Origin of the sequence: Paraburkholderia gardini, from assembly GCF_907164545.1 — a bacterium.
GTDB classification, from domain to species: Bacteria; Pseudomonadota; Gammaproteobacteria; order Burkholderiales; family Burkholderiaceae; genus Paraburkholderia; species Paraburkholderia gardini.
Map to the genome: position 1 here is coordinate 1 of NZ_CAJQZB010000010.1, position 22,212 is coordinate 22,212.

General features: G+C 64.1%; 21 protein-coding genes. 6 read left to right on the top strand and 15 right to left on the bottom strand.

The annotated features are described in order from the left end of the window. Positions 1-240 precede the first annotated feature (240 nt). From LPA37_RS09445 to LPA37_RS09475, 7 genes are all read right to left on the bottom strand, one after another. Positions 241-927 carry a hypothetical protein gene (locus tag LPA37_RS09445; protein ID WP_229012388.1) on the bottom strand — a complete coding sequence of 229 codons (687 nt, stop codon included), beginning with the start codon at positions 925-927 and terminating at the stop codon, positions 241-243. Continuing rightward, positions 924-2,318, bottom strand: coding sequence for a selenium-binding family protein (locus LPA37_RS09450; RefSeq protein WP_229012389.1), 1,395 nt, complete (start codon positions 2,316-2,318; stop codon positions 924-926). The genes LPA37_RS09445 and LPA37_RS09450 overlap by 4 nt, the downstream gene beginning before the upstream one ends. 259 nt (positions 2,319-2,577) lie before the next feature. Then, on the bottom strand, positions 2,578-3,285 hold the full coding sequence (locus LPA37_RS09455) for an MgtC/SapB family protein (RefSeq protein ID WP_229012390.1): 708 nt from the start codon (positions 3,283-3,285) through the stop codon (positions 2,578-2,580). Positions 3,286-3,763: 478 nt separating this feature from the next. Then, on the bottom strand, positions 3,764-4,831 hold the full coding sequence (locus tag LPA37_RS09460; RefSeq protein WP_229012391.1) for an AI-2E family transporter: 1,068 nt from the start codon (positions 4,829-4,831) through the stop codon (positions 3,764-3,766). 91 nt (positions 4,832-4,922) lie between these two features. After that, entirely contained in the window at positions 4,923-7,115 is a 2,193-nt protein-coding gene (gene glgX, locus LPA37_RS09465) for a glycogen debranching protein GlgX (protein WP_228983758.1), read from the bottom strand. A gap of 167 nt (positions 7,116-7,282) precedes the next feature. After that, positions 7,283-7,453 (bottom strand): hypothetical protein, encoded by a 171-nt coding sequence (locus LPA37_RS09470; RefSeq protein WP_407672504.1) that lies wholly within the window; start codon positions 7,451-7,453, stop codon positions 7,283-7,285. A gap of 119 nt (positions 7,454-7,572) precedes the next feature. Continuing rightward, complete coding sequence (locus tag LPA37_RS09475; protein WP_229012392.1) at positions 7,573-8,739, bottom strand: metallophosphoesterase; 1,167 nt, start codon at positions 8,737-8,739, stop codon at positions 7,573-7,575. 397 nt (positions 8,740-9,136) lie between these two features. On the opposite strand from LPA37_RS09475, the gene LPA37_RS09480 reads away from it, so the two are divergent. After that, positions 9,137-9,484 (top strand): hypothetical protein, encoded by a 348-nt coding sequence (locus LPA37_RS09480; protein WP_407672505.1) that lies wholly within the window; start codon positions 9,137-9,139, stop codon positions 9,482-9,484. A gap of 58 nt (positions 9,485-9,542) precedes the next feature. Here LPA37_RS09480 and LPA37_RS09485 read toward each other — a convergent pair whose 3' ends face one another. Then, positions 9,543-10,127 carry a malonic semialdehyde reductase gene (locus tag LPA37_RS09485; protein ID WP_228983764.1) on the bottom strand — a complete coding sequence of 195 codons (585 nt, stop codon included), beginning with the start codon at positions 10,125-10,127 and terminating at the stop codon, positions 9,543-9,545. A gap of 132 nt (positions 10,128-10,259) precedes the next feature. Between LPA37_RS09485 and LPA37_RS09490 the strand changes: the two genes are divergently transcribed. The 5 genes from LPA37_RS09490 to yjfF all read left to right on the top strand — a co-directional run bounded on the left by LPA37_RS09490 (position 10,260) and on the right by yjfF (position 15,846). Then, positions 10,260-10,850, top strand: coding sequence for an alpha-ketoglutarate-dependent dioxygenase AlkB family protein (locus LPA37_RS09490; protein ID WP_228983767.1), 591 nt, complete (start codon positions 10,260-10,262; stop codon positions 10,848-10,850). A gap of 186 nt (positions 10,851-11,036) precedes the next feature. Continuing rightward, entirely contained in the window at positions 11,037-12,014 is a 978-nt protein-coding gene (locus LPA37_RS09495) for an ABC transporter substrate-binding protein (RefSeq protein ID WP_229012393.1), read from the top strand. Between the two features lie 105 nt (positions 12,015-12,119). Further along, complete coding sequence (locus LPA37_RS09500) at positions 12,120-13,688, top strand: sugar ABC transporter ATP-binding protein (protein WP_229012394.1); 1,569 nt, start codon at positions 12,120-12,122, stop codon at positions 13,686-13,688. Further along, the gene (locus tag LPA37_RS09505) at positions 13,685-14,716 is read left to right on the top strand and encodes an ABC transporter permease (protein WP_229012395.1); all 1,032 of its coding nucleotides are present in this window, start codon (positions 13,685-13,687) and stop codon (positions 14,714-14,716) included. Before LPA37_RS09500 ends, LPA37_RS09505 begins: the two co-directional genes overlap by 4 nt. Further along, a complete protein-coding gene (gene yjfF / locus LPA37_RS09510; RefSeq protein WP_229012396.1) occupies positions 14,713-15,846 on the top strand; it encodes a galactofuranose ABC transporter, permease protein YjfF in 1,134 nt (377 codons plus the stop codon). The genes LPA37_RS09505 and yjfF overlap by 4 nt, the downstream gene beginning before the upstream one ends. A 68-nt stretch (positions 15,847-15,914) precedes the next feature. Here yjfF and mdcH read toward each other — a convergent pair whose 3' ends face one another. From mdcH to mdcA, 7 genes are read right to left on the bottom strand one after another with little or no spacing between them, the layout of a single operon-like run. Then, on the bottom strand, positions 15,915-16,853 hold the full coding sequence (gene mdcH, locus LPA37_RS09515) for a malonate decarboxylase subunit epsilon (protein ID WP_229012397.1): 939 nt from the start codon (positions 16,851-16,853) through the stop codon (positions 15,915-15,917). Continuing rightward, the gene (locus LPA37_RS09520; RefSeq protein ID WP_229012398.1) at positions 16,853-17,563 is read right to left on the bottom strand and encodes a malonate decarboxylase holo-ACP synthase; all 711 of its coding nucleotides are present in this window, start codon (positions 17,561-17,563) and stop codon (positions 16,853-16,855) included. The genes mdcH and LPA37_RS09520 overlap by 1 nt, the downstream gene beginning before the upstream one ends. Continuing rightward, positions 17,563-18,375, bottom strand: coding sequence for a biotin-independent malonate decarboxylase subunit gamma (gene mdcE / locus LPA37_RS09525; protein WP_228983780.1), 813 nt, complete (start codon positions 18,373-18,375; stop codon positions 17,563-17,565). Before mdcE ends, LPA37_RS09520 begins: the two co-directional genes overlap by 1 nt. After that, complete coding sequence (locus LPA37_RS09530) at positions 18,372-19,244, bottom strand: biotin-independent malonate decarboxylase subunit beta (RefSeq protein ID WP_229012399.1); 873 nt, start codon at positions 19,242-19,244, stop codon at positions 18,372-18,374. The genes mdcE and LPA37_RS09530 overlap by 4 nt, the downstream gene beginning before the upstream one ends. Continuing rightward, the gene (locus LPA37_RS09535) at positions 19,241-19,546 is read right to left on the bottom strand and encodes a malonate decarboxylase subunit delta (RefSeq protein WP_229012400.1); all 306 of its coding nucleotides are present in this window, start codon (positions 19,544-19,546) and stop codon (positions 19,241-19,243) included. The genes LPA37_RS09530 and LPA37_RS09535 overlap by 4 nt, the downstream gene beginning before the upstream one ends. Next, positions 19,534-20,493, bottom strand: a complete 960-nt coding sequence (locus LPA37_RS09540; protein WP_229012401.1) for a triphosphoribosyl-dephospho-CoA synthase — start codon at positions 20,491-20,493, stop codon at positions 19,534-19,536. The genes LPA37_RS09535 and LPA37_RS09540 overlap by 13 nt, the downstream gene beginning before the upstream one ends. A gap of 4 nt (positions 20,494-20,497) precedes the next feature. Continuing rightward, complete coding sequence (gene mdcA / locus LPA37_RS09545; protein ID WP_228983788.1) at positions 20,498-22,204, bottom strand: malonate decarboxylase subunit alpha; 1,707 nt, start codon at positions 22,202-22,204, stop codon at positions 20,498-20,500. Positions 22,205-22,212: the final 8 nt, after the last annotated feature.

The window sequence follows — 22,212 nt, forward strand, 5'->3', positions numbered from 1 at the left end:
GTTTCTGCGTTTACACCGCCATTCGCCTGTCTCGAGGGCTGATCCCGATGGCTTTTACCCGCCCGCAATCCCCGCCCCGTCAGGGCGGGCCATCCACCCTCAGTTCACCCTCCCGCCCCAGATAACGCCGCGACAGATGCACCCAGTACGTCGACCCAACCGGCAGCAGGGCGTCGCTGACGTCGCAACATCAAATCGGGGTAATTGTCGTCAATGCCGCTTAATTAGGTGCTAATTTACCTAAATTCCGAGCTGTATGGCTCCGCATCCAGCAAGCGACGCAGTCCACATCAAATCGAAGTTCACCCATTTCGTCCGCAGACACGCCACGCCGAACCGGTCGAAAACCAGCAGCGACACAATCCCCGTCGTGAGAAGCATCGCAATTGTGTGAACCGTCAAAGCGGCAACTGCAACGGCAGCGACAGGTCCGATGCCAGCAAGCAGCCCGCGAATACCTGGTAGCACTGATGTCGACGACCCGCCCGAAGGAAAGCCATCGCAAACTGGCAGGAGCGCCGGAATCAGCATTAGACCCGCGCCGTGTACGCCCGACATGACGAAAGACCAGGCCGTCAGTCCTGCGAATTTCGCCTGCATGCCCACCTGCGAACGCATCCGATGTCCGCGTAGTGCATGCCACGCAGCCCACCCGATCAGGATCACACCGCAAATCCGGTTCAGTACATGATGATCGACTGACATGCTCAATGACAGACCCGCAGCCAGCATACACGCGGCAGCCATCGCGTGACCGAGTGCAATCGGGATCAGCGAGAGCAGTACGACACGCCGGCTTCGACGGTAGAGGCCGAGCGCGACCGCGAAAAGCCAGCCCATCGCCGGGTTGAGTCCGTGAAACATGCCGAGCCCGGCGACGACAGCCCACGTCCACCACGGCGATGTCGAAAGATTTGCGGATGTCACGGGTAGCAGTAGGAGTCAGACGAACAGTCGCCGCCTTGCAGCCGGATCTGGTGCGGTCGATGTCCCGCAGGCCATTCGAGAAAGAATTTCGGGTCGAACGCGAGGCCGCCGTCGGCGCCGGCGTCCAGCTTGACCATCCAGCCGTCGATGCCCTCCGGATAAAATTGCGAATCGACGGCGCCGTACAGCGAGTTGGTGAAATAGACGCGTTTTCCGTCGCGGCTGATCTCCACCATTTGCGGGCCGCCGTTCAGCGCGTTGTCCGGCGCGGCCGGATGCGGCGCGCGCGAAACAATGCCGCCAATCCGCACCTTGCCTGTCAGCTTTGGCGCGAATGGGTCCGATACGTCATATTGCAACAGGTCGCCCGTGCCCCAGCACGAAACGTAGAGAAAGCGGTCGTCCATTGAGAGATCGATGTCCGTCACAAGCGGCGGCACGGCGCCGAACGACTGCAAAACGGGCGGCAGGATGTCTGCACTGGCCGGCTCAGCGGGAATATCGATGATCTTGCGCACCGCCCACGCATTGCCGTCGCGATACCAGACCCATATCGACGACGACAGGTCCTTCAGGCTGATCACGCAGTTGACAAAGCCATAAGCTTTGGTCGGATCGTGCGCCGGCCGTAGTTCGAAAACGAGCTGATACTCGGGACCGAAATCGATCTCCTGCAGGTGCTTGCGTCGCGTGAGATCCCAGAAATGCAGCTTGCGGCCGTAGCGCGCGCCTAACAGCACTTCAGGGATCAAGCCGTTTTCGAACGTGTCGGGCGTTCCCCACTCGCTGGTCACGAGCGTGTCGTAGCCGAGGTGCCACCAGCCGTCGTAGGCGAGCTGCTGTGGGCCGCGATCGACTTCCCAGCGCCCGAGCGGCTCGAAGCTTTGTGGGTCCAGCAGGAAAATTCCGCCTGGTGCGCCGCCGTCAGCGCTTCCCAGCGCCGTCACGTAGATGCCGCCCGGCCCGCAATGCACCGTATGCGGCCGCGAATAGCCGGTGCGGTTTGCGATCGTTTCTGGCTCGATGATCTTGACGATGCCCGGTTTGAGCGGATCGGCCTTCGTGTCGATGATGTAGATGCGCGACGAGCGCAATCCCGGCACGACCAGATAGCGTCGCTCGGTGTGCGGGTGCGGTGCATTCGGACACAGACACGACGAGCACGCGTTCCAGCCAAAATGATGCAGCTCGTCGCCGGTATTCGGCATCGGCAGGGTACCGACGATGCTGGCGTAATTCGCCGAACCAGGATCGACGTCGACGATTTCGATAGCGTCCGGCAGGTTGCGATCGGGATCGAATGCTGCGACGTACGCGAGCTTTTCCGGCGGAGCCTGTGCGGCAAGTCGGGGCGACGGATAAAAACTCGGGTCCGGCTTCCAGATGCTCATGACGTTCCTCCGGGTGCCGCTCACTCAGCACGATGGAATGGCACATATCAACTGTAGCTGCTTCAGGCGCGTGGCAAAGATCAATGTCGCATAAGCAAATTCATGGCTCACACGAACCTCATAGTTTTCGCACTGACCCGATGCATCGGAACGACATGCGCTGCGCCGCAACACATCGGCTAGCATCGCATCCTTCGATGAGGCAAAAAAATCGCAATCTACATGACAGGTACGCCGATCCACGCAAGGAATGATCGCGTCATTCCGGGGTGGGTTCGGCTTCTTTCGCGACCCAGCTCACGCTCGACACACTTTTTTCCATGCTGATACGGCTCGCCATCTGTTCGAGTTTGGGCTGGTCTTTCGGATGCAGCCTGAGCGTTGCCGTCACGCGGATACGCCCGGCCTGGTCGTCGACGTCCTCGCTGAGGAGGCTCTGGAACGACAGCGGCGTCGAGTACATTGAATTCGACAGCACGGTACGGATGTGGATTTCGTTATCCTCGTGACAGACGACCGTCAGCGCGTACTCGCGCACGAGATCCGCGTTCGACACGGGCGTCGAGTTGATCATGCGGCTCACTTCGCGCAGGAGGGTGTTCGTCAGCAGCACGATGACGGTGCCGGCGAGCGCCGGGCCGTAATGCCCGGCGCCGCACAACACGCCGACCGCCGCGGAACACCACAGCGTCGCGGCGGTATTGATGCCCTGAATAGAGCCCTTGTCGCGCATGATTACGCCGCCGCCGAGAAAGCCGACGCCGGATACGACATAGGCCGCGATCTGCGTGACTCCCGCGGTGCCATTGCCGGTCAGCACGCCGAGCAGGACGAAGAGGCACGCGCCGCTCGCGACGAGCGTGATGGTGCGAAGGCCGGCATTGCGCTGGCGCATCTGGCGTTCGAGGCCGATCGCGACGCCACAGATGAAAGCGGCTGCGAGCCGCAGGACAAGATCGAATGTCATGATTTGGGTACGACTGTTCATGCCTGCCCGCGCAGGATGCGTGACGCGACGACGCATCGTGCAATCGGTGAATGCGCGGGCAAAACTTGCAGGTTGAACGAAACACATGACAGTTGCGCGGAATATCCGCGCGCGGTGTCATGTGTCGCGATGCTTGCGAGCGCGAGCTTGCGAAGCAAAAAGGTAAATGCAACCGCTCCGCGGCAGGACGCGGAAATCAGAAACAGTGCACGGGAAAGAATTTGACGCGCACCGTCTGCCAGAGGGCAAGACGGCGGCAGTGAGACGTTGTCGCGGAAGTCTTGCCGTCAGGCGGCCGGCTGGATCGAGGATCGACTCGGACTACTGTCCACGATGGTTTCCTGTTAAAAAGAATGGCGCGATTTTAGGCCTTTGCGCAGAAGCGGGTCAACCCGCAGGCGTCCATCCAGGTGAATCCAGGATCGCGCGGCTCGAAGCCACGCGAGCGCATGGCGCCTCATTCTTCAATCGAAGCGCCGTGTTTGTCGCGCGTGAACAGATCCCAGCAGCTCATGAACAGCGCCGCGATGAGCGGGCCGATCACAAATCCGTTGATGCCCAGCAGCGCCATGCCGCCCAGCGTCGAGATCAGCACGACCCAGTCGGGCATTTTCGTGTCCTTGCCGACGAGTATCGGGCGCAGCACGTTATCCACCGTACCGATCACGATCGCGCAGAACGCGATCAACCCGAGCCCTTTGGCGAGCGCGCCCGTCAGCAGGAAATAGATTGCGACGGGGCCCCAGATCAGCGTCGCGCCGATCGCCGGCAGCAGTGAAAGAAACGCCATCATCACGCCCCACAGCAGCGCGCCCTGAATGCCGATGACCCAGAATGCGATCCCGCCAAGGCCGCCCTGCACGAGCGCCACCGCGACGTTGCCCTTGACGGTGGCTCGCACGACGGTCGTGAATTTGCGCAGAAGATGTTGCTTGCGGTTTTCGTCGAGTGGAATTGCTTCGCGGATCAGGCGGGATATTTCGCGCCCGTCGCGCACGAGAAAAAACAGCAGATAAAGCATGACGCCGAAGCTGACCAGAAACTGCAGCGTGTTCTGCCCTATGCTCAACGCCTGGCCCGCGAGAAACTGGCTGATCTGCGCCGCGCCGGCCGTGAGCTTGCGCTGCAGGTCGGAGATGTCGGTGAGTCCGACCTGATTGAGTACATGTTGTACGGAGAGCGGCAGTGCATGCACGACGTGGTCGAAGTAATTGCCGAAGTTCAGGTTGCCCGACTTCATCTCGCCGTACACGAGCGTGCCCTGTTGCACGAGCGTGCCGGCAACCAGCGTCAGGGGCAGGATCACGATGACGATACACAGCAGCAGCGTGGTGAACGCCGCCAGATTACGGCGACGGCCGAAGCGGACCAGAAGCCGGCGCTGCACAGGTTGAAAGATAAGGGCAAGAATACTGCCCCAGAAAATCGTGTTGAAAAACGGTGCAAGGATGAAGCACAGCGCAACGGACACCGCGAGCAGCAGCAGATAAAACGAAGTTTGATGCAGCGATTTGTTGCCATCCATGATGCGGTTCTTGTCCTTTCGATGCAGTGCCAGCATGCGTTTTACCACGGCGCAGGGTGCGCCGGGCATTCATCGTCTTCTACCGTTTTGATTACTTCCCGCTGGCCGGATCTTCGACCAGGTTTTCCGCGAGCCGGTCGAACACGCGCTGTGTGCTGCCGCGTGCGTGCAGCGCGAACAGCACGAGCGAGCGAGCCGTGATCTGACAGGTATCGCCCGAGTCGTATTCCGGCAGTTCGTCGCGCACCGGCATATTGGTGTCGATGAGGCAGGTCCACTGCTGGCTGCCCGCGATTTCCGGCAGCTTCACGTCGACTACGTCATGGTGCGCGTTCATCGCGATCAGCAGCGTCGCGTCGGCGGCCGGGCGACGGATGCCGGTTGCCTGCGCGCGGCCGTCGATCAGCATGCAGAAGCAGCGCATCGACGGATCGTCCCATTGCTCAGGCGAGAGTTCGTCGCCCGACGGGCTCATCCATTTGACGTCGGTGACGTCGAGCGCCTCGTTGTATTCGCCGACCAGAAAACGGCCGCGTCGCAAGACGGGCAGTGCATGCCGCAGCGTGGTGAGCTTGTTGACGAAGTCGGTCAGCGCGTGGCCGTCGGCGTCGATGCCTTCCCAGTCGAGCCAGCTTACGTCGTTATCCTGACAATATGCGTTGTTGTTGCCGTGCTGCGTGCGCCCGAACTCGTCGCCCGCAAGCAGCATCGGCGTGCCTTGCGACAGCAGGAGCGTCGCGAGCAGGTTGCGCTTTTGCCGTTCGCGCAATGTGCGGATGTCCACGTCGTCAGTCGGACCTTCGGCGCCACAATTCCATGAGCGGTTGTCGGAGTGGCCGTCCTTGTTGTCTTCGCCGTTCGCCTCGTTGTGCCTGTCGTTGTATGAGACCAGATCGTGCAACGTGTAGCCGTCGTGCGCGGTGACGAAGTTGACGCTCGACCACGGGCGCCGGCCACGCCGGTTGAATTTGTCGCCGGAGGCGGTCATGCGTGCGGCGAGGTCGGACGCGATGCCTTCGTCGCCTTTCCAGAACCCGCGCGTCGTATCGCGAAAGCGGTCGTTCCACTCGGCCCAGCCCGGCGGAAAGCCGCCCACCTGATAGCCGCCCGGGCCACAGTCCCACGGCTCGGCGACCAGCTTCACACTGGACAGGATGGGATCCTGCCGGCAACTGTCGAGAAAGCCGCCGCCTTCGTCGAAGCCGTGATCCTCGCGGCCGAGAATCGTCGCCAGATCGAAGCGGAAACCGTCGACGTTCATCTCCGTCACCCAGTAGCGCAGGCTGTCGGTGACCATCTGCAGCACGCGCGGATGCGACAGGTTCAACGTGTTGCCGGTGCCGGTATCGTTGATGTAGTAGCGCGGCTCGTCCGGCATCAGCCGGTAGTACGACGCGTTGTCGATGCCGCGAAACGAGAGCGTCGCGCCGCGCTCGTTGCCTTCGGCGGTGTGGTTGTACACGACGTCGAGAATCACCTCGAGGCCGGCCTCGTGCAGATGGTCGACCATCTCCTTGAACTCGGCGATCTGCCCGCCGCCGCGCGAAAAAAAGCGCGGGTCCGCCGCGAAGAACCCGATCGTGTTGTAGCCCCAGTAGTTCGTGAGCCCTTTGTCGAGCAGATAGCTGTCGTTGACGAACGACTGGACCGGCATCAGTTCCACCGAAGTCACGCCGAGCCGTCCGATATGGTCGACGACCTGCTTCTGCGTCAGTCCGGCGAACGTGCCGCGCAGCGCTTCCGGCACGGCGGGATGTCGCTTCGTGTAGCCGCGCACGTGCGTCTCGTAGAAGATCGTGCGTTCCCACGGCACGCGCACGCGCGTTGCGTGCGTCCACGTAAACGACTGGTCGACGACCTGGCATTTCTGCATGAAGGGCGCGCTGTCGCGCTCGTCGAACGTGAGGTCGTCGCCTTCGGCGTCCAGCGTGTAGCCGAACACCGCCGGATCCCATTTCAGCGTGCCGACATGCGCTTTCGCATACGGATCGAGCAGCAGCTTGTTCGCGTTGAAGCGATGGCCCGCTTCAGGTTCGTACGGCCCGTGGACGCGGTAGCCATACACGGCGCCGGGGCCGAGATCGTGCAGATAGACATGCCAGACTTCGTCGGTGTATTCGGGCAGTTCGATACGCTGCAGTTCCTTCTCGCCGCGCTCGTCGAAGAGACACAATTCGACTTTGGTCGCGTTGGCGGAGAACAGCGCGAAGTTAACCCCGCGTCCGTCCCACGTGGCGCCGAGCGGGAACGGCGAGCCCTCGGCGATGCGGATATCGTTGGCCATGAAAGAGTCCAGGCTGGATGAGTGGGCCTTCTTTGACCGGTATGGGTCTTTGTCTTGAGCTGATCGCACGCGCTAAGGGTGTAGCGCCGCCGCGGCTACAGCATGCATGCATCACATGCGGGAACCGCAGGATTTGCCGCCTGAACTACCCGTCGCGTGTAGATTTTTCAGCCGACGGGTGTCTCGCCTTCGCCGGGCTTCTTGCCGGGGCGGTCGTTCGGCGCCTGCCTGCGTCCTTCGTCCTGGCGCTCAGGCATCCTGCTCTTCTCGTTGTCGCTGTGCGTGGCGGGTTCCGGATGCTCGAGATCCGGAGGTGTCGTGTGCGTTTCAGTTGTCATTGCGGGCTCCATCATTAATCACCGTGGAGATGCATGCAAAGATCGGGCCTGATGTGACGCCTGCGCCAGGAATGCGGGGCGCATGAAATGCAGCCGGCGATTGCGGCCGGCCCGGTGTGTCAGATGCCTTCTGCGGGCACGAGTCGCACACGAGTGATTTCCGAGGGCGCGCCCAGGCGCTTTGGCGGCCCCCAGTAGCCGGTGCCGCGACTCGTATAGACCCACAGGCCGTTCATGCGCGCGAGGCCGGCTGTGAAGGGCTGCTGAAGCCGCACGAAGAAATTCCACGGGAAGAACTGGCCACCGTGCGTATGTCCCGAGAGTTGCAGCGTGAAGCCGGCGTCGGCGGCAGCTTCCGCGCTGCGCGGCTGGTGCGCGAGCAGCACGCGAATCAGCACGTCGCCAGGCGCGCCGGTCAGGGCGGCGGCCGGATCGCTGCGGTGCGCGGGATCGAAATGTCCGGCGGAATAATCGGTCACGCCCGCGATGATTGCCTGCGCGCCCTTGTGCTCGACCACGACGTGTTCGTTCATCAGCACCGTCAGGCCAAGCCGGCGAAATTCGTCGATCCACGCCTGCGCGCCGGAGTAGTACTCGTGGTTGCCCGTCACGAGATACACACCGTGCAACGCGGAAAGCCGCGACAGCGGACGCGTGTGCGCCGACAGCTGTTCGACGCTGCCGTCGACGACATCGCCCGTCACCGCGATCAGGTCCGGTTTGAGCTTGTTGACCGCATCGACGATCGCATCGACGTAGCTGCGCTTGATGGTCGGACCGACGTGAATGTCGCTGATCTGGACGATCGTGAAGCCGTCGAGCGCGGCGGGCAGATTGTCGATGGGCACATCGATCGTGACCACGCGCGCCCGGCGACGCGCGTTGAAAAGACCGATCGCGGTGGAGAGCAGCGCGAGCAGTGGAACCGCGGCGGCCGTACTGGTTCGCCAGACCGCGAGCGGCAGCGCATGCGGCCAGATTGCGTCGATCGTCAGCAGCGAGGCGAGCAGCAGATCGCGCGCGAACGTGAGCACCAGCAGCGATGAAAAGAAGCCCATGCCCATCAGGCCGATCCATGCGAGACGGTCGCCAAGCGGCTGCCGCTTTATCGTGCGCGCGAGCATGCCGAGCGGAATCACGAACACCGAAAGAACCAGCCACAGTGCGGCGAGTACACGCCATGTCGGGCCGACCGGCAGATCTGGAATCAGGCGAAACCCGACGTAAATGTGCAGCAGGATACCGATGGAGATGATGCGGGCCAGAAACGAAAATGATCGGCGCATAGAGAAGGTCAGGGACGCGGAAGGAAACACCGGCGCTGGATGACGCGCCGCAGTACCTGGAGATGAATCGACGTGCAGGCAGATCATTCTACCGAGAGTTTGGTACAGGCGTCCGCGACCGCCAGAACCGCCTCGGGCGGCTGGATGTGGACGTCGTGATGCACGCCGGATTTCATGCAGCGCAGCATGCTGCAGCGCCGCCGGATGCTCGCGCGTTTATGAACTAAACAGGTTTTGAATTGCGTGTGGAGATCGACTATTCTCAAATTGAACCGTGTGACGGCTGGGCGTGTTGCCCGTCTCGCGGGCGGGATGTCTTCCGGCGCCGCGACGGTCCATATCGATGACGTTCATGGTTCGATCTATCGCCAGATTCAGGGAGCGATGCGGGAGACGGATGATGAAAACGACACGGACGGTTGCGCATGACGGCCACACGGGCAGTCATGCGGAGCACCACGCGCATCACGTGGGTCGCGAGGGCAAGCATGTGATGTTGCCGCTGGTGGTGCTCTCGTTGATGGCGCTCGCGCTGTATTTCGGCGTCCGGCAGATCGAATTCTCGGAACTCGGCCGAAGCGCGCTCTTCGACGTCGTCATGGTCTGCGTCGCACTGGGTATCGCCGGATTCTTCGGTGTCGTGGGTGCGTGGCTACGCTCGAACGGCGACGAGGCGGAAGAGGGCTTTTGCTTCGTCGGCGCGGTGATCGGCGCAGTGGTTTTCTACGTGGCGCTGCTCACCTGAATGCCGGCGCGCCATGACCAGGCCGACATGGCCGCGTCAGCATCCGTTCAACGCAGGCTCAAACGATTTTCGCGGCTTCGTCGAACGTGAAGCGCGGGTTGCGCGCGTACAGTTTCGTCACGTCGCCGTAGCCAAGATTGATCAGGAAATTCGACTTCACCGTCGTGCCGGCGAAGAACGCCGCATCGACCGCTTTCTGGTCGAAGCCGGACATCGGACCGGCATCGAGACCCAGCGCGCGTGCGGCCATGATCAGATAGCCGCCTTGCAGCGTCGCGTTGCGAAACGCAGTGTCGGCTATGAGCGTTTCGTTGCCGACGAACCAGCTACGCGCATCGACCTGCGGAAAGAGCTTCGGGAGATGCTCGTAAAACGCAGTATCCATCGCCGCGATCACGGTAACCGGCGCGGCCATCGTCTTGTCGAGATTGCCGGGCGCGAGCGCCGGGCGCAGCTTTTCCTTGCCCTCGGGCGTCTTCACGAATACAAAGCGGCCAGGGCTCGAATTCGCGGAGGTCGGCCCGAGCAGCGTGAGTTCGATGAGTTCTTGCAGCAGCGTGTCGTCGACGGGTTTTGGCAGCCAGCCGTTGTGCGTCCGGGCGGTGCGAAACAGTTGATCGAGTGCTTCGTTCGAGAGCGTCATGAATACCCCGCAAAGTAAGAAGAAGGAATGAAAGCGCAAAATGGCGGACGACGCGCGCCAGCTTCGGCCTTCATGATAACGAGGGTTTCCCTTTAACGAATTCGCGGTGACGTGTTCACCCGAAGTGCACTTATGCCCGGCCTCTTCAACGACCTTCCCGCCCCCGACGTCGACTGGTATCCCGACTGGATTTCATCCGAAATCGCTGCCGCGACGCTCGCGCGGATCGTCGGCGAAGTCGCGTGGAAGCAGGACACGATGATGACGCCCGCCGGTCGCGTGCCGCTGCCCCGGCTGACTGCGTGGCAGGGCGATCCGGATGCGGTCTACGTGTACTCGGGGATTCGCAACGTGCCGGACCCGTGGACGCCGGCCGTCGCCGAACTGAAGGCCGCCGCCGAGGCAACCTGCGGCGCGCGCTTTAACAGCGTCTTGCTTAACCGCTACCGTAGCGGCAACGACAGCATGGGCTGGCACGCCGATCGCGAGCCCGAACTTGGCGCACAGCCGGTGATCGCGTCGGTGAGTCTGGGCAGCGCGCGCACGTTCGATCTGAAACACAACCGCACGGGTGTCGTGCAGTCGTATGGACTCAAGGACGGAAGTCTGCTCGTGATGCGCGGTGACACGCAGGCGCAATGGCGACATCGCGTGCCGAAAGAGCCGCGCGTGCAGGGCGAACGAGTCAATCTGACCTTTCGCTTCGTGACGCCGCGAAGATAGCGCCGGCCTGCGGTCGCGATCCCGCTTCGTGTGTTGCAGCGGGCGTGTCGATACCAAAACTGGTATGGGTTCCGCAAATCAAATGATTGGACGATGGGGAAGGGAGCCACTACGCTTGGTTTCGTCCCCGGCCGGCGCGGCCAGCAGGCGGGGCAACCTACACAGAACAAAGATCAGGAGACAGTCATGACCATTTCACGACGCACTGCGTTGCGTGTAATCGCGGCCTGCGTGGGTGCCAGCACGCTCACTCTCGCCGCCTTCAGCGCGCAGGCGCAGGACAAGAAAATCACCCTGGGCTTTGCGCAGGTCGGTGCCGAAAGCGCCTGGCGCACGGCTAACACCGAATCGGTGAAGTCCGCCGCCGCGGACGCGAAGATCAACCTCAAATTCTCCGACGCCCAGCAAAAGCAGGAAAACCAGATCAAGGCGATCCGCTCGTACATCGCCCAGAAGGTCGATGTGATTGCGTTCTCGCCGGTGGTGGAGTCGGGCTGGGAACCGGTGCTGCTCGAAGCGAAGGCCGCGAAGATCCCGGTGATCCTGACCGACCGCAATATCGACGTGAAAGACAAGTCGCTCTATGTGACGATGATCGGCTCCGACTTCATGGAAGAAGGCCGGCGCGGTGGCCGCTGGATCGAAGATCACTATAAAAACGACAAAGGCCCCGTCAACATCGCCGAACTGCAGGGAACAGTCGGTTCCGCGCCAGCGAACGACCGCCATTCCGGCCTGATCGAAGTGATCAAGAACGATCCCAAATTCAAGATCATCGCGTCGCAAAGCGGCGACTTCACGCTGGCCGGCGGCAAGCAGGTCATGGAAGCGTTTATCAAAACTTACGGAAATAAAATTAATTTAGTTTATGCGCATAACGATGACATGGCGCTGGGTGCGATCCAGGCCATGGAAGAAGCCGGCATGCATCCAGGCAAGGATGTGACCGTCGTTTCGTTCGATGCGACGAAGGGTGGCTTCCAGGCGATGGCGGCAGGCAAGATGAACGTCGATGTCGAGTGCAGCCCGCTGCTCGGACCGCAGCTGATGTCGGCCGTGAAGGACGTCGTGGCCGGCAAGCCGTTGCCGAAGCGGATTCTGACCGAAGAGACCGTATTCCCGATGAGCGTCGCGGCGCAGACGCTGCCCACGCGTAAATACTGATCGTGCTTTCGGACAGGTTGTAGCAGGTTTCTCCAGTGTGGTGCCTCAACGCCGTCCGTTGCCGTGACAACGGGCGGCGTCTTTTCAACCGACCACCTAAGGTCTATGGCCCATTCGACTTCTGAACCCCCATTCCCCGAAACCCTTCGGGCGTTCGCAGATGAGCGCGTGCCGGTCCTCGAAACCCGCGGCATCAGCAAGACGTTTCCTGGCGTAAAGGCGTTGCAGAACGTCGATTTCCGCCTGTATCCCGGCGAGATTCACACGCTGATGGGACAGAACGGCGCGGGCAAATCGACGTTGATCAACGTGCTCACCGGCGTATTCGCACCCGATGGCGGCGAAATCCATCTGGGCGGCACGGCCGTGCAGTTCTCGTCGCCGCAGGAAGCGGAAGCAGCCGGCATCCGCACGCTGTATCAGGAAGTGAACCTGTGCCCGAATCTGTCGGTCGCGGAGAACATCTTCGCGGGGCGCCAGCCGAAGCGGTTTGGGCGCATCGACTGGCGCGTGATCCGGCAGCGCGCCGAGGCTGCGCTCGCGCGCCTGAATGTCGCGCTCGACGTGACGAAATCGCTCGACGCCTATCCGATCGCCGTGCAACAGATGGTGGCGATCGCGCGCGCGATTTCCGTCGATGCGCGCGTGCTGATTCTCGATGAACCGACCTCGAGCCTCGACGACGGTGAAGTCGCGCAACTCTTCGAAATACTTCGGAATCTTAAGCAGTCAGGTATCGCGATCCTGTTCGTCACGCACTTTCTCGAGCAGACGTACGCGGTTTCCGATCGCATCACGGTGATGCGCAACGGCGAGCGTGAAGGCGAATACCTCGCGAGCGAACTGTCGGCGGACCAGCTGGTGTCGAAGATGGTCGGGCACGAGCGGATGAGCACGCGCCTGAAGGAGGCCGCGCGCGAAGCGCCGGCCGACAGATCGACGGTGCCGCCGTTTGTCGAACTGCGTGGCGTCGGGCGGCGCGGGATGATCCAGCCGATCGATATCGACGTGCAGCCCGGGCAGATTCTCGGTCTTGCCGGCCTGCTCGGCTCCGGGCGCACGGAAACGGCGCGTCTTCTGTTTGGCGCGGATCGCGCCGACAGCGGCACGATCACCATCGACGGCCGCGCGGTGCGGCTGCGCTCGCCGCACGATGCGGTGCGTCACGGCATCGGCTATTGCCCGGAAGATCGCAAGAAGGAAGGCATCGTCGCCGAGCTGTCGATCCGCGAAAACATCATGCTCGCGTTGCAGGCGAAACGCGGCTGGCTGCGCAAGATCAGCCGTCATCGCGCGCGCGAGATGGCCGATATGTGGATCGAACTGCTCGGCATCAAGGCCGCCGATGCGGAGCAGCCCATCGGCCTGCTCTCGGGCGGCAACCAGCAGAAGGCGCTGCTGGCGCGCTGGCTCGCCACCGACCCGAAAATCCTGATCCTCGACGAGCCCACGCGCGGCATCGACGTCGCCGCGAAGTTCGACATCATGGACCGCATGCTCGCGCTGTGCGGCAAGGGGCTCGGCATTCTGTTCATCTCGTCGGAAGTCAGCGAGGTCGTGCGCGTGAGCCATCGCGTCGCGGTGCTGCGCGACCGTCGCAAGATCGCGGAAGTGGCGGGCAACGTCTCGAACGAAGACGACATCTATCGACTCATTGCAGGAAGCGCTGAATGAAGACTCCAAACTGGCTTGGACGCGAAGGCGCCGACCGGCAGCTTCTGTGGCCGTGCGTGACGCTCGTGCTGCTGTTTCTGCTCAACCTGTGGGTCAATCCGGGTTTCCTGTCGATCCGCATGCTCGACGGTCATCTGTTCGGCGCGCTGATCGACATCCTGAATCGCGCGGCGCCGCTCGCGCTCGTCGCGACCGGCATGACACTCGTGATCGCGACGCGCGGCATCGACATTTCAGTCGGCGCGGTGGTCGCGATCGCGGGCGCGGCGGCCGCCGCGACGCTGTCCACCAACGCGATACCGACGCCCGCGCTCGTCGCGCAGGCGCTATGCGCGGCGCTCGTAGTCGGCGTGCTCAGCGGCATGTGGAACGGACTGCTGGTGTCGTTCGTCGGCATGCAGCCGATCATCGCGACGCTGATCCTGATGGTGGCTGGACGCGGCGTCGCCCAGTTGCTCACGGCCGGGCAGATCATTCCGATCGGCGCGCCCGGCTATCTGTTCGTCGGCGGCGGTTATCTGCTCGGTATCCCGTTTTCGGTCTGGGTTGCCACCATCGCGGTGCTGGCGACGGCGCTGCTTGTCGAAGGCACGGCGCTCGGGCTCTTTATCCGCGCGATCGGCGTGAATCCCGTCGCGACGCGGCTGGTCGGTCTGCGCTCGAAGGCGATTGTCTTTGCGGTGTACGGCTTTTCCGGGCTGACGGCAGCGATAGCCGGCATCCTGATCAGCTCGAACGTACGGAGCGCCGACGGCAACAACGCCGGCCTGCTGCTCGAACTCGACGCCATTCTCGCCGTGACGCTCGGCGGCACGTCGCTGCTGGGTGGGCGCTTCAGTTTCGCCGGAACAGTGCTCGGCGCGCTCATCATCCAGACGCTCACGTACACGACATATTCGATCGGCGTGCCGCCCGAGGCGACGCTCGTCGTCAAGGCGGCGGTCGTGCTTGCGGTCAGCGTGATCCAGTCGCCTTCGGCGCGCGCGATTGCGATGGCGCTCGTCACGCAACGGAGGGTGGCACGATGAGCCGCGTTCTCGCAATGTTCGCGCGCGTGTTCGATCCGCGCACCTTGCCACTCGCCGTGACGATCGCGCTCTTCTGCGCGCTCTTCGGCTTCGGCTCGGTGATGTACACCGGATTCTTCTCGTGGCAGGTGCTGCTCGATCTGCTCGTCGACAACGCGTTCCTGCTGATTGTCGCGATCGGCATGACATTCGTGATCATCGCCGGCGGTATCGACCTGTCGGTGGGCTCGGTGGTGGCGCTCACGACAATCGTCGAAGCGGTGCTCTCCGAGCACATGCATCTGTCGGTGTGGGTCATCCTGCCGGTCGTGCTCGTGATGGGCGCGCTGTTCGGCGCGGTGCAGGGCGCGCTGATTCATTTCTTCCGGTTGCAGCCGTTCATCGTGACGCTCGCAGGGATGTTTTTCGCGCGCGGCATGTGCTTTCTCATTACCACGCAATCGATCACGATTTCCGATCCGACCTTCAAGGCCATTTCCGCGTATCGCCTGAAGATCGGCACCGGCTCCGTGAGTGCGAACGTGCTGATCGCGGTCGCGGCGCTCGTCGCGGCGATCTTCATCGCGCATTTCACGCGCTTCGGGCGCAACGTCTACGCGATCGGCGGTAACGAGCGTTCGGCGCTGCTGATGGGGTTGCCGGTTGCACGCACGAAGGTCGGCGTCTATGCGCTGAGCGGATTCTGCTCCGCGCTGGGCGGCGCGGTCTTCACGTTCTATGTACTGTCGGGATACGGCTTGCAGGGGCAGGGCATGGAGCTCGACGCGATCGCCGCCACGGTGATCGGCGGGACGCTGCTGACGGGCGGCGTCGGCTATGTGATCGGTTCGCTGTTCGGTGTTGGCATTCTCGGCACGATCCAGACGCTGATTACCTTCGACGGCACACTCAGTTCGTGGTGGACGCGCATTGTGATCGGCGCGCTGCTATGCGCGTTCTGCCTGCTGCAACGGTTGATCGAACGCCACGCGCGCAGCGCGCGCCGGCCAGGCGGGACGCCTTCGGTTGCAACGGTGGACCGGAAGCGCGTTCATGGGTCCCGCGATGAAGCGCCGGCCGGTTCCGGCTCCCGGCCCGATGCGATGGGCGGCTTGCAGAAGGCGGGAAGCCAGGCGGGCAACATGGCCTAGCCGTTGCGCGGTTCACGCATGGAATGCGTTGCGGCGGTTTTGATGAAGCCGGCCACGAAGCAGGGAGTTCAGCGCCCGCCTGCTTCGATACGTCGGTGCAACGTCGCAGCGAGCCTGTCGAACGCGATGGTGTTCGCGGCGAGCGCGGATACGTCAGGAAAGGCTTCCCGCGTGATGTCGGTCAACACCCGCCCTGGCGGCGCTTCCAGCACGACGCGCGTGCCCATTTCGATCATGACCGTTAGCGCATCGAACCAGCGCACGGTGTAGCGCATGTTGGTCGCGAGATCGTCGCGAATCGTATCGGCGGTGTGCAGCGGGCGACCGCCACGATTAGCGACGTACGTACTTGCGGGCGCGTTAAACGGAATCTCTTTCGCGAAGTCGCGCAGCGCGTCGCTTGCCTGCGCGAGCAGTTCACAGTGCGAAGGCACGCTGACCGCGAGCCGGGCCGCCTTGCGCGCGCCCGCGTGAAGGGCGCGTTCGATGAACATGTCGAGCGCCGCGTTGGCGCCCGCCATCACGATCTGGCGCGGCGCGTTGACGTTGCCGATATACACCTGCGTTCCGCTTTCGCGTGCGTGGTCGGCGGTGAGCTTTTCCAGGTCGTGTTCCGTCAGCCCGCTGATCGCGGCCAGGCCGTAACCCGACGGATACGCGCTTTCCATCAGCCCGGCACGTCTGCGTACCATGCGAAGCGCGTCGTCGAACGCGAGCGCGCCGCAACTCACCGCAGCCGCATACGCACCGACGGAAAGTCCGGCGCTCATGTCCGGCGTCAGATGTTCCGCGGCGAGTATGCGCACGGTCGCGACACCCGCGATAACCATCCCGATCTGCACGGCGACAGTCGAGCGGAGCGCTTCGGCCGTGTCGAGTGTCAGGACATCGAGGTTCAGCACATGTGACGCTTCATCGAGCGTCGCTTTTGCCGGGGCATACGCGGCGAGGCGGCGCAGATAACCGTCCTGCTGCGCGCCCTGGCCGGGGAAGACAAAGGCGAGCATCACGCAACGTCCATCTTGACGGACCACGCATCGGCAACGAGACGCGGGCCGTGCGCGTGACGCGCCATTACATGCGCCTTGCCGGCGGCGAGCTCGACGAGCGCGATGCCGCCCGCGGGTGTTTCGAGTTGTGCGTCGATGCGAACGCCTGCGCGTCCGGCGTGCACGTGCAATTCCGCCAGCAACGCGAGCGCGGCTTCATGCGACAGGCGCTCCGGCGCGCGTATCAGCAGATCGAGATCGCTCGATGACGTCACGGTGGGCACCTGCGTCGCAAGCTCGAAGCCCGCGCTGCCGGCCGGTCCCCAGGCGAACCCGTTGACGATGGCCGCGTCGCGCCGCAATGCCGCGAGCGCGGCGAAGGCGGGCAGCGTGTGGCGCTCCGGCGCGGGCGCGACGTCAACGAAATCTTCGGGCGCGAACACGGCTTCGACGTCCGCATCGCGCGCCCACGTGCCGTAGCGCTCGGCCCGGCTCTTTCCGCGAATACCGATCGCGATGAAACCCTGCGCGATCTGCGCGCGCCTCACCACGGCGAACGGCGCTCGCGAGAACGCATCGCGCACCCACGCAGGCTCGCCGTCGAAGCGACTCAGGTCGCGCAATTTCAGCAGATCGTGTGCGTGCCGCTGCACGCCGCACGAACGTGCGGTCCGCGCCGATTCATCGAGGGCGTGGTCCGGAACCGGCGGCGCGGTGCAGATTTGCATCACGTATCCCACTGTTCGGCGAGGCGGCGGCGCACTTCGATCGAAGCCGCACGCGTTTCTTTCGCGTTGCCGGACTGGAGCCGGTGAGACAGATCGCGCGATCCCGTGCGTGCCGCTCGCGCCGAATCGGCCAGCACCTGACGCACGCGTTCGATCTGCGCTTCGCTGGGCGCATCGGCATCGATGCCCTCGATCAACTGGTCGAGCAGGCCCAGCTTCGCGAACGACGCCATCGAATACGACATCGGCACGATCTTTTCGCCGAGCGCATCGAGTGCCTCGACGGTGCGTCGGGTGACGCGCGCGGCGGCGTCCTTGCCCATCGCGTGAACCATCGTGCCCGGCGCGTCGAGCGCGACGATGCGGTTCGCCTGATAACCGTGTGCGAGAAACGCGCCGGACATCGCCGGCCCGACGATCAGCGCCACCACCGGGTGACCGGCGTCGCGTGCGCACGCGTACGCGTCGACGGCCGCCGCGCAGGCGAGGTGGATGCCGAGCATCTCCTCGCGATAGCCGTACGCCTGGCTCTTCACGTCGACGATTGCAACGATCGGCCGGCGTTGCGCGGCGTGGGCGTCGGCCGCGATCGTCTCGCGCACCGCGCGGGCGAGCTGCCATCCCTGTTCGAGACCGACGACGGTGTCGACCGCGCGCGGAAAACGGTTCCGCGCATCGGGCACGACCGCGATGAAGCGCGTGGTTTCGCCACCCAGCGCGGCGTCGGCGCTCCACACGGGCGCCGCAGTCGACGTCTCACCTGCCAGCGCGCGAAACCATCGCGCGCCGCGCGTCATGGTCGTGTCGTTCATACGTTCTCCTTGCCGTCAGCAACTGAGCGGAAAACCGCCCGCATCGATTCGGGCGAGACCGTTACCGGGTCGATTTCACCGAGCCGGGCAAGATACGCCGCGACGTCCTCGCTGCGATGCGTGGCCGGCACGCCGCGGGCAAACGCCTGCCGCACGGCGTGATGCACGGTGGCCACATCGTCCTGGATCAGCATGTCGGCGAGGCCGGTCACCGCGCGCTGCTCGCCGCCGATCAGTTGCCAGATGCGACGCCGGTCGCTCGCGTCGAGTTCGTCGATGCCGGCTTCCTGTTCGATGACCTCGGGGCCGTTCATGCCGAGCCGTCCCTGTTTCGTCACCACGAGATACGAGCACAGCGCCGCCGCCAGCGACATCCCGCCGAAGCAGCCGACCATGCCCGCGATCACGCCGACCACCGGTACATGGCGCCGCAACGCGACGATCGCCGCCTGGATTTCGGCGATCACCGCGAGCCCGAGATTCGCTTCCTGCAACCGCACGCCGCCGGTTTCGAACAGCACGACGGGTCGCACGATCCTGCCGCGTTCGCAGTCGCGCAGCGCCAGTTCGAGCGCGCCGGCGATCTTGCTGCCCGACACCTCGCCGATGCTGCCGCCCTGGAACGCCGATTCGATCGCGGCCACGACGGCCGGTTCGCCGTCGATCGTGCCGCGGGCGATCACCACGCCGTCGTCGGCCTGGCAGACGATGCCCTGCATCGGCAGCCATGGCGATTCGATGCGGTCGAACGGGCCGAGCAGTTCGCGGAACGTGCCGGCGTCGAGCAGCGCGCGCGCACGTTCACGCGCGGACAGTTCAATGAAGCTGTCATGCAGCAGCGTGGGAATAGCCACGTCGGTCGTGCTCATGCGGCGTCTCCCGGGCCGGCTTCCTCGACGGCTTCGGCGAGGCGCAGTGCGACCACGCCCGGCGTCGCGCCGAAGTCGTTGATCTCGATTCGCGCCGCGCCGTCATAGCGCGAAAAGAAACGGTCGAGCACATGTTTCCAGATGTGGCTGTAGCCGTCGACGCTCGTGCGCACGACCACGTGCGCCGTCATCGTACTGGCTGGCGCGAGCAGCACTTCCAGATCGCCGGAGCCGACGACGCCCACGTGCGCCCGTGTCGTGACGGCGCGGCGCGCCGGATAGTCGAAAGTCAGATGTTCCATGGTGCAGCACTCCCGCTGGGGTTTCCGCTGGCGTTGCGTTGAATGAGGGTGTCGATGAAGAGGGTGGCGGCGAGCAGATCGGCCGAGCCGCCCGGTGACGCGTTGAGCGCCATCAGTTCGGCTTCGAGCGTGGCGAGCGCGGCGTGGCCTTGCGGCGTCGAACTGCCGCCGCAGGCGAGCACGCGCAGCGCGCCCTGCCTGCCCGCGGTGAGCCCCGGCAAACCGGCGCGATGCAGCAGACACGTGTCGTCGAGCGACGCCATGATCGCGAGCAGCGTATCGATGCGCGCGGCATCCTCCGGGATGCCGCTGGCGCGGGCGCGATGGAGCGCGGGCAGGCCGACATCGACGAGATGCGGAAAGCCATCCTGCGCTTCGCGCCGCGCACCGCCGACGCGATAGCGCCGGCGCACGCGTTCGCCGTTGCTGTCGCTGACAGGCGCGGCGAAGCGATCCGGAAAGCAGGCGATTTGCGCGGCGGTTGTACAGATCGTCGTTGCTTGCGCCGCACCCATTGCCGCCGCGGCCACCTGCAGCCCGAGAATCCAGATGGCGCCGCGATGCGCGTTACTGCCGCCGGTGGCCTGCATCATCGCGATTTCGCCGGCGCGGCCGATCTGCGCCAGTTCCGCACGCAGCGTCGCGGACGGCGCGCGTCCGCGCGAAACGCGTGCGAGTGCGGCGAACGTCGGTTCGAGCGCTTCGGCCGAGCGGATCATCTTCGCGAGATCGAGGTCCCGGTGCGCGCCGCTGCCGCGCCGGTCGACGAGCGCGGGCTTCGGCGTGAGCCGTGCTTCGTCGATCAGCGCGGCAACCGCGAGCGCGGCGAGTTGCGCATCGGCAGGCGGCCGCGTCGCCACGGCGAGATCGTCGCGGCTCGCGCCATGAACGGAAGTTCGCGGCAAGGCGTGCGCGACGACGAGGGCGGCATGACTGGAAGCGCCCATCGCGTCACCAGCTTCTGAAGCGTGCCGGCGGCGCGTACAGGCCGCCAGACCACGTAACGAGATCGTCGATGCTGCGCGCGGCCAGCAGCGAGCGCTTTGCTTCGCCGCGCCGGATGCCGAGATCTTCCGGATAAGCGACGATGCCGCGCCGGCGCAGTTCAGCGGTTTTTTCAGGTTTCGCGCGCAGACCGACCGGCGTCACGCCGGCCACCGCGGCGAGCGCCGCGCGCCGTTCGTCGATGCCTTCGGCCTTGTGCAGATGCGCGATGCCTTCCTCGGTGACGACATGGCTGACGTCGTCGCCGTAGATCATCACGGGTGCAACAGGCATGCCGCTGTTCCGGCCGACCGCGATGGCGTCGAGTTCATCGACGAAGGTCGGCTCGCCGCCTTTCTTGTACGTCTCAGCGAGCTGCACGACGAGCTTGTGGCCGCGCGAAACCGGCCCCTGATCTTTCAGCAGCTTGAGCCACGCTTCGCTCGAATGACGCCTGCCGCGCGGATCGTGGCCCATGTTCGGCGCACCGCCGAAGCCTGCAAGCCGGCCACGGGTCACGGTTGACGAATTCGCGTCGGCGTCGAGCTGCAGCGTCGAGCCGATGAACAGATCGACGCCATATTGCCCGGCCAGCTGGCACAGCACGCGGTTCGAACGCAGGGTGCCGTCGCTGCCGGTGAAAAACACGTCGGGCCGCGCCTCGATATACCGTTCCATGCCGACTTCGCTGCCGAAACAATGAATGCTTTCGACCCAGCCCGACTCGATCGCGGGGATCAGCGTGGGATGCGGATTGAGCGTCCAGTTGCGGCAGATCCGGCCTTTCAGCCCGAGCGACTCGCCGTAGGTAGGCAGCAGCAGTTCGATCGCGGCGGTATCGAAACCGATGCCGTGATTCAGCGAAGTAATTCCATACGGCTCATAGATGCCGCGAATCACCATCATCGCGGTCAGCACCTGGAGATCGCCGATATGACGCGGATCGCGCGTGAAAAGCGGCTCGACCGCAAACGGCCGGTCGGCCTCGACGACGACGTCCACCCACGAGCCGGGAATATCGACGCGCGGCAGTTCATCGACGATCTCGTTCACCTGCACGATCACGATGCCGTGCCGGAACGCGGCGGCTTCGGCGATGGTGGGCGTGTCCTCGGTATTCGGGCCGGTGTACAGGTTGCCGTGACGGTCGGCCTTTTCCGCGCACAGCAGCGCGACCTGCGGCGTCAGGTCGACGAACATCCGCGCATACAGCTCGACGTACGTATAGATCGCGCCGATCTCGAGCTGCCCGTCTTCGAGCAGCTGCGCGACGCGCAGGCTCTGCGGCCCGGCAAACGAGAAATCGACCTTGTGGGCGATGCCCCGCTCGAACAGCGTCAACTGCTCGGGCCGGCTGATCGTCGAAATCAGCAGATGCACGTCGTGGACTTTCGCTGGATCGACCTTCGCGAGCGAGCGCGACAGGAAATCGGCCTGCTTCTGGTTGTCGCCTTCGAGCGCGACGCGGTCACCCGGACAGATCAGCGCTTCCAGTGCATCGACGATGCGCGCCGCGGGCAGGATGCCGTCTTTCAGCCACGGCGCGACGGCGGCGAGGCGGCGGTTTTTTTCGTCGCGACGGGTGGTCCAGGAGCGCCCGGTGGACTCAGGCCCGCCGGCCGCAGCGGAATGTGACGAGGATGAAGCGGTTGGCGTGAGGGCTTGCGGGTTCATCGACGGTT

What these genes read in the sequence shown, in the direction of transcription:
- LPA37_RS09450 (WP_229012389.1), bottom strand. Translation starts at nt 2,318, where the DNA reads ATGAGCATCTGGAAGCCGGACCCGAGTTTTTATCCGTCGCCCCGACTT.
- LPA37_RS09455 (WP_229012390.1), bottom strand. Translation starts at nt 3,285, where the DNA reads ATGACATTCGATCTTGTCCTGCGGCTCGCAGCCGCTTTCATCTGTGGC.
- LPA37_RS09460 (WP_229012391.1), bottom strand. Translation starts at nt 4,831, where the DNA reads ATGGATGGCAACAAATCGCTGCATCAAACTTCGTTTTATCTGCTGCTG.
- glgX (WP_228983758.1), bottom strand. Translation starts at nt 7,115, where the DNA reads ATGGCCAACGATATCCGCATCGCCGAGGGCTCGCCGTTCCCGCTCGGC.
- LPA37_RS09470 (WP_407672504.1), bottom strand. Translation starts at nt 7,453, where the DNA reads ATGACAACTGAAACGCACACGACACCTCCGGATCTCGAGCATCCGGAA.
- LPA37_RS09475 (WP_229012392.1), bottom strand. Translation starts at nt 8,739, where the DNA reads ATGCGCCGATCATTTTCGTTTCTGGCCCGCATCATCTCCATCGGTATC.
- LPA37_RS09480 (WP_407672505.1), top strand. Translation starts at nt 9,137, where the DNA reads ATGATGAAAACGACACGGACGGTTGCGCATGACGGCCACACGGGCAGT.
- LPA37_RS09485 (WP_228983764.1), bottom strand. Translation starts at nt 10,127, where the DNA reads ATGACGCTCTCGAACGAAGCACTCGATCAACTGTTTCGCACCGCCCGG.
- LPA37_RS09490 (WP_228983767.1), top strand. Translation starts at nt 10,260, where the DNA reads ATGCCCGGCCTCTTCAACGACCTTCCCGCCCCCGACGTCGACTGGTAT.
- LPA37_RS09495 (WP_229012393.1), top strand. Translation starts at nt 11,037, where the DNA reads ATGACCATTTCACGACGCACTGCGTTGCGTGTAATCGCGGCCTGCGTG.
- LPA37_RS09500 (WP_229012394.1), top strand. Translation starts at nt 12,120, where the DNA reads ATGGCCCATTCGACTTCTGAACCCCCATTCCCCGAAACCCTTCGGGCG.
- LPA37_RS09505 (WP_229012395.1), top strand. Translation starts at nt 13,685, where the DNA reads ATGAAGACTCCAAACTGGCTTGGACGCGAAGGCGCCGACCGGCAGCTT.
- yjfF (WP_229012396.1), top strand. Translation starts at nt 14,713, where the DNA reads ATGAGCCGCGTTCTCGCAATGTTCGCGCGCGTGTTCGATCCGCGCACC.
- mdcH (WP_229012397.1), bottom strand. Translation starts at nt 16,853, where the DNA reads ATGCTCGCCTTTGTCTTCCCCGGCCAGGGCGCGCAGCAGGACGGTTAT.
- LPA37_RS09520 (WP_229012398.1), bottom strand. Translation starts at nt 17,563, where the DNA reads ATGCAAATCTGCACCGCGCCGCCGGTTCCGGACCACGCCCTCGATGAA.
- mdcE (WP_228983780.1), bottom strand. Translation starts at nt 18,375, where the DNA reads ATGAACGACACGACCATGACGCGCGGCGCGCGATGGTTTCGCGCGCTG.
- LPA37_RS09530 (WP_229012399.1), bottom strand. Translation starts at nt 19,244, where the DNA reads ATGAGCACGACCGACGTGGCTATTCCCACGCTGCTGCATGACAGCTTC.
- LPA37_RS09535 (WP_229012400.1), bottom strand. Translation starts at nt 19,546, where the DNA reads ATGGAACATCTGACTTTCGACTATCCGGCGCGCCGCGCCGTCACGACA.
- LPA37_RS09540 (WP_229012401.1), bottom strand. Translation starts at nt 20,493, where the DNA reads ATGGGCGCTTCCAGTCATGCCGCCCTCGTCGTCGCGCACGCCTTGCCG.
- mdcA (WP_228983788.1), bottom strand. Translation starts at nt 22,204, where the DNA reads ATGAACCCGCAAGCCCTCACGCCAACCGCTTCATCCTCGTCACATTCC.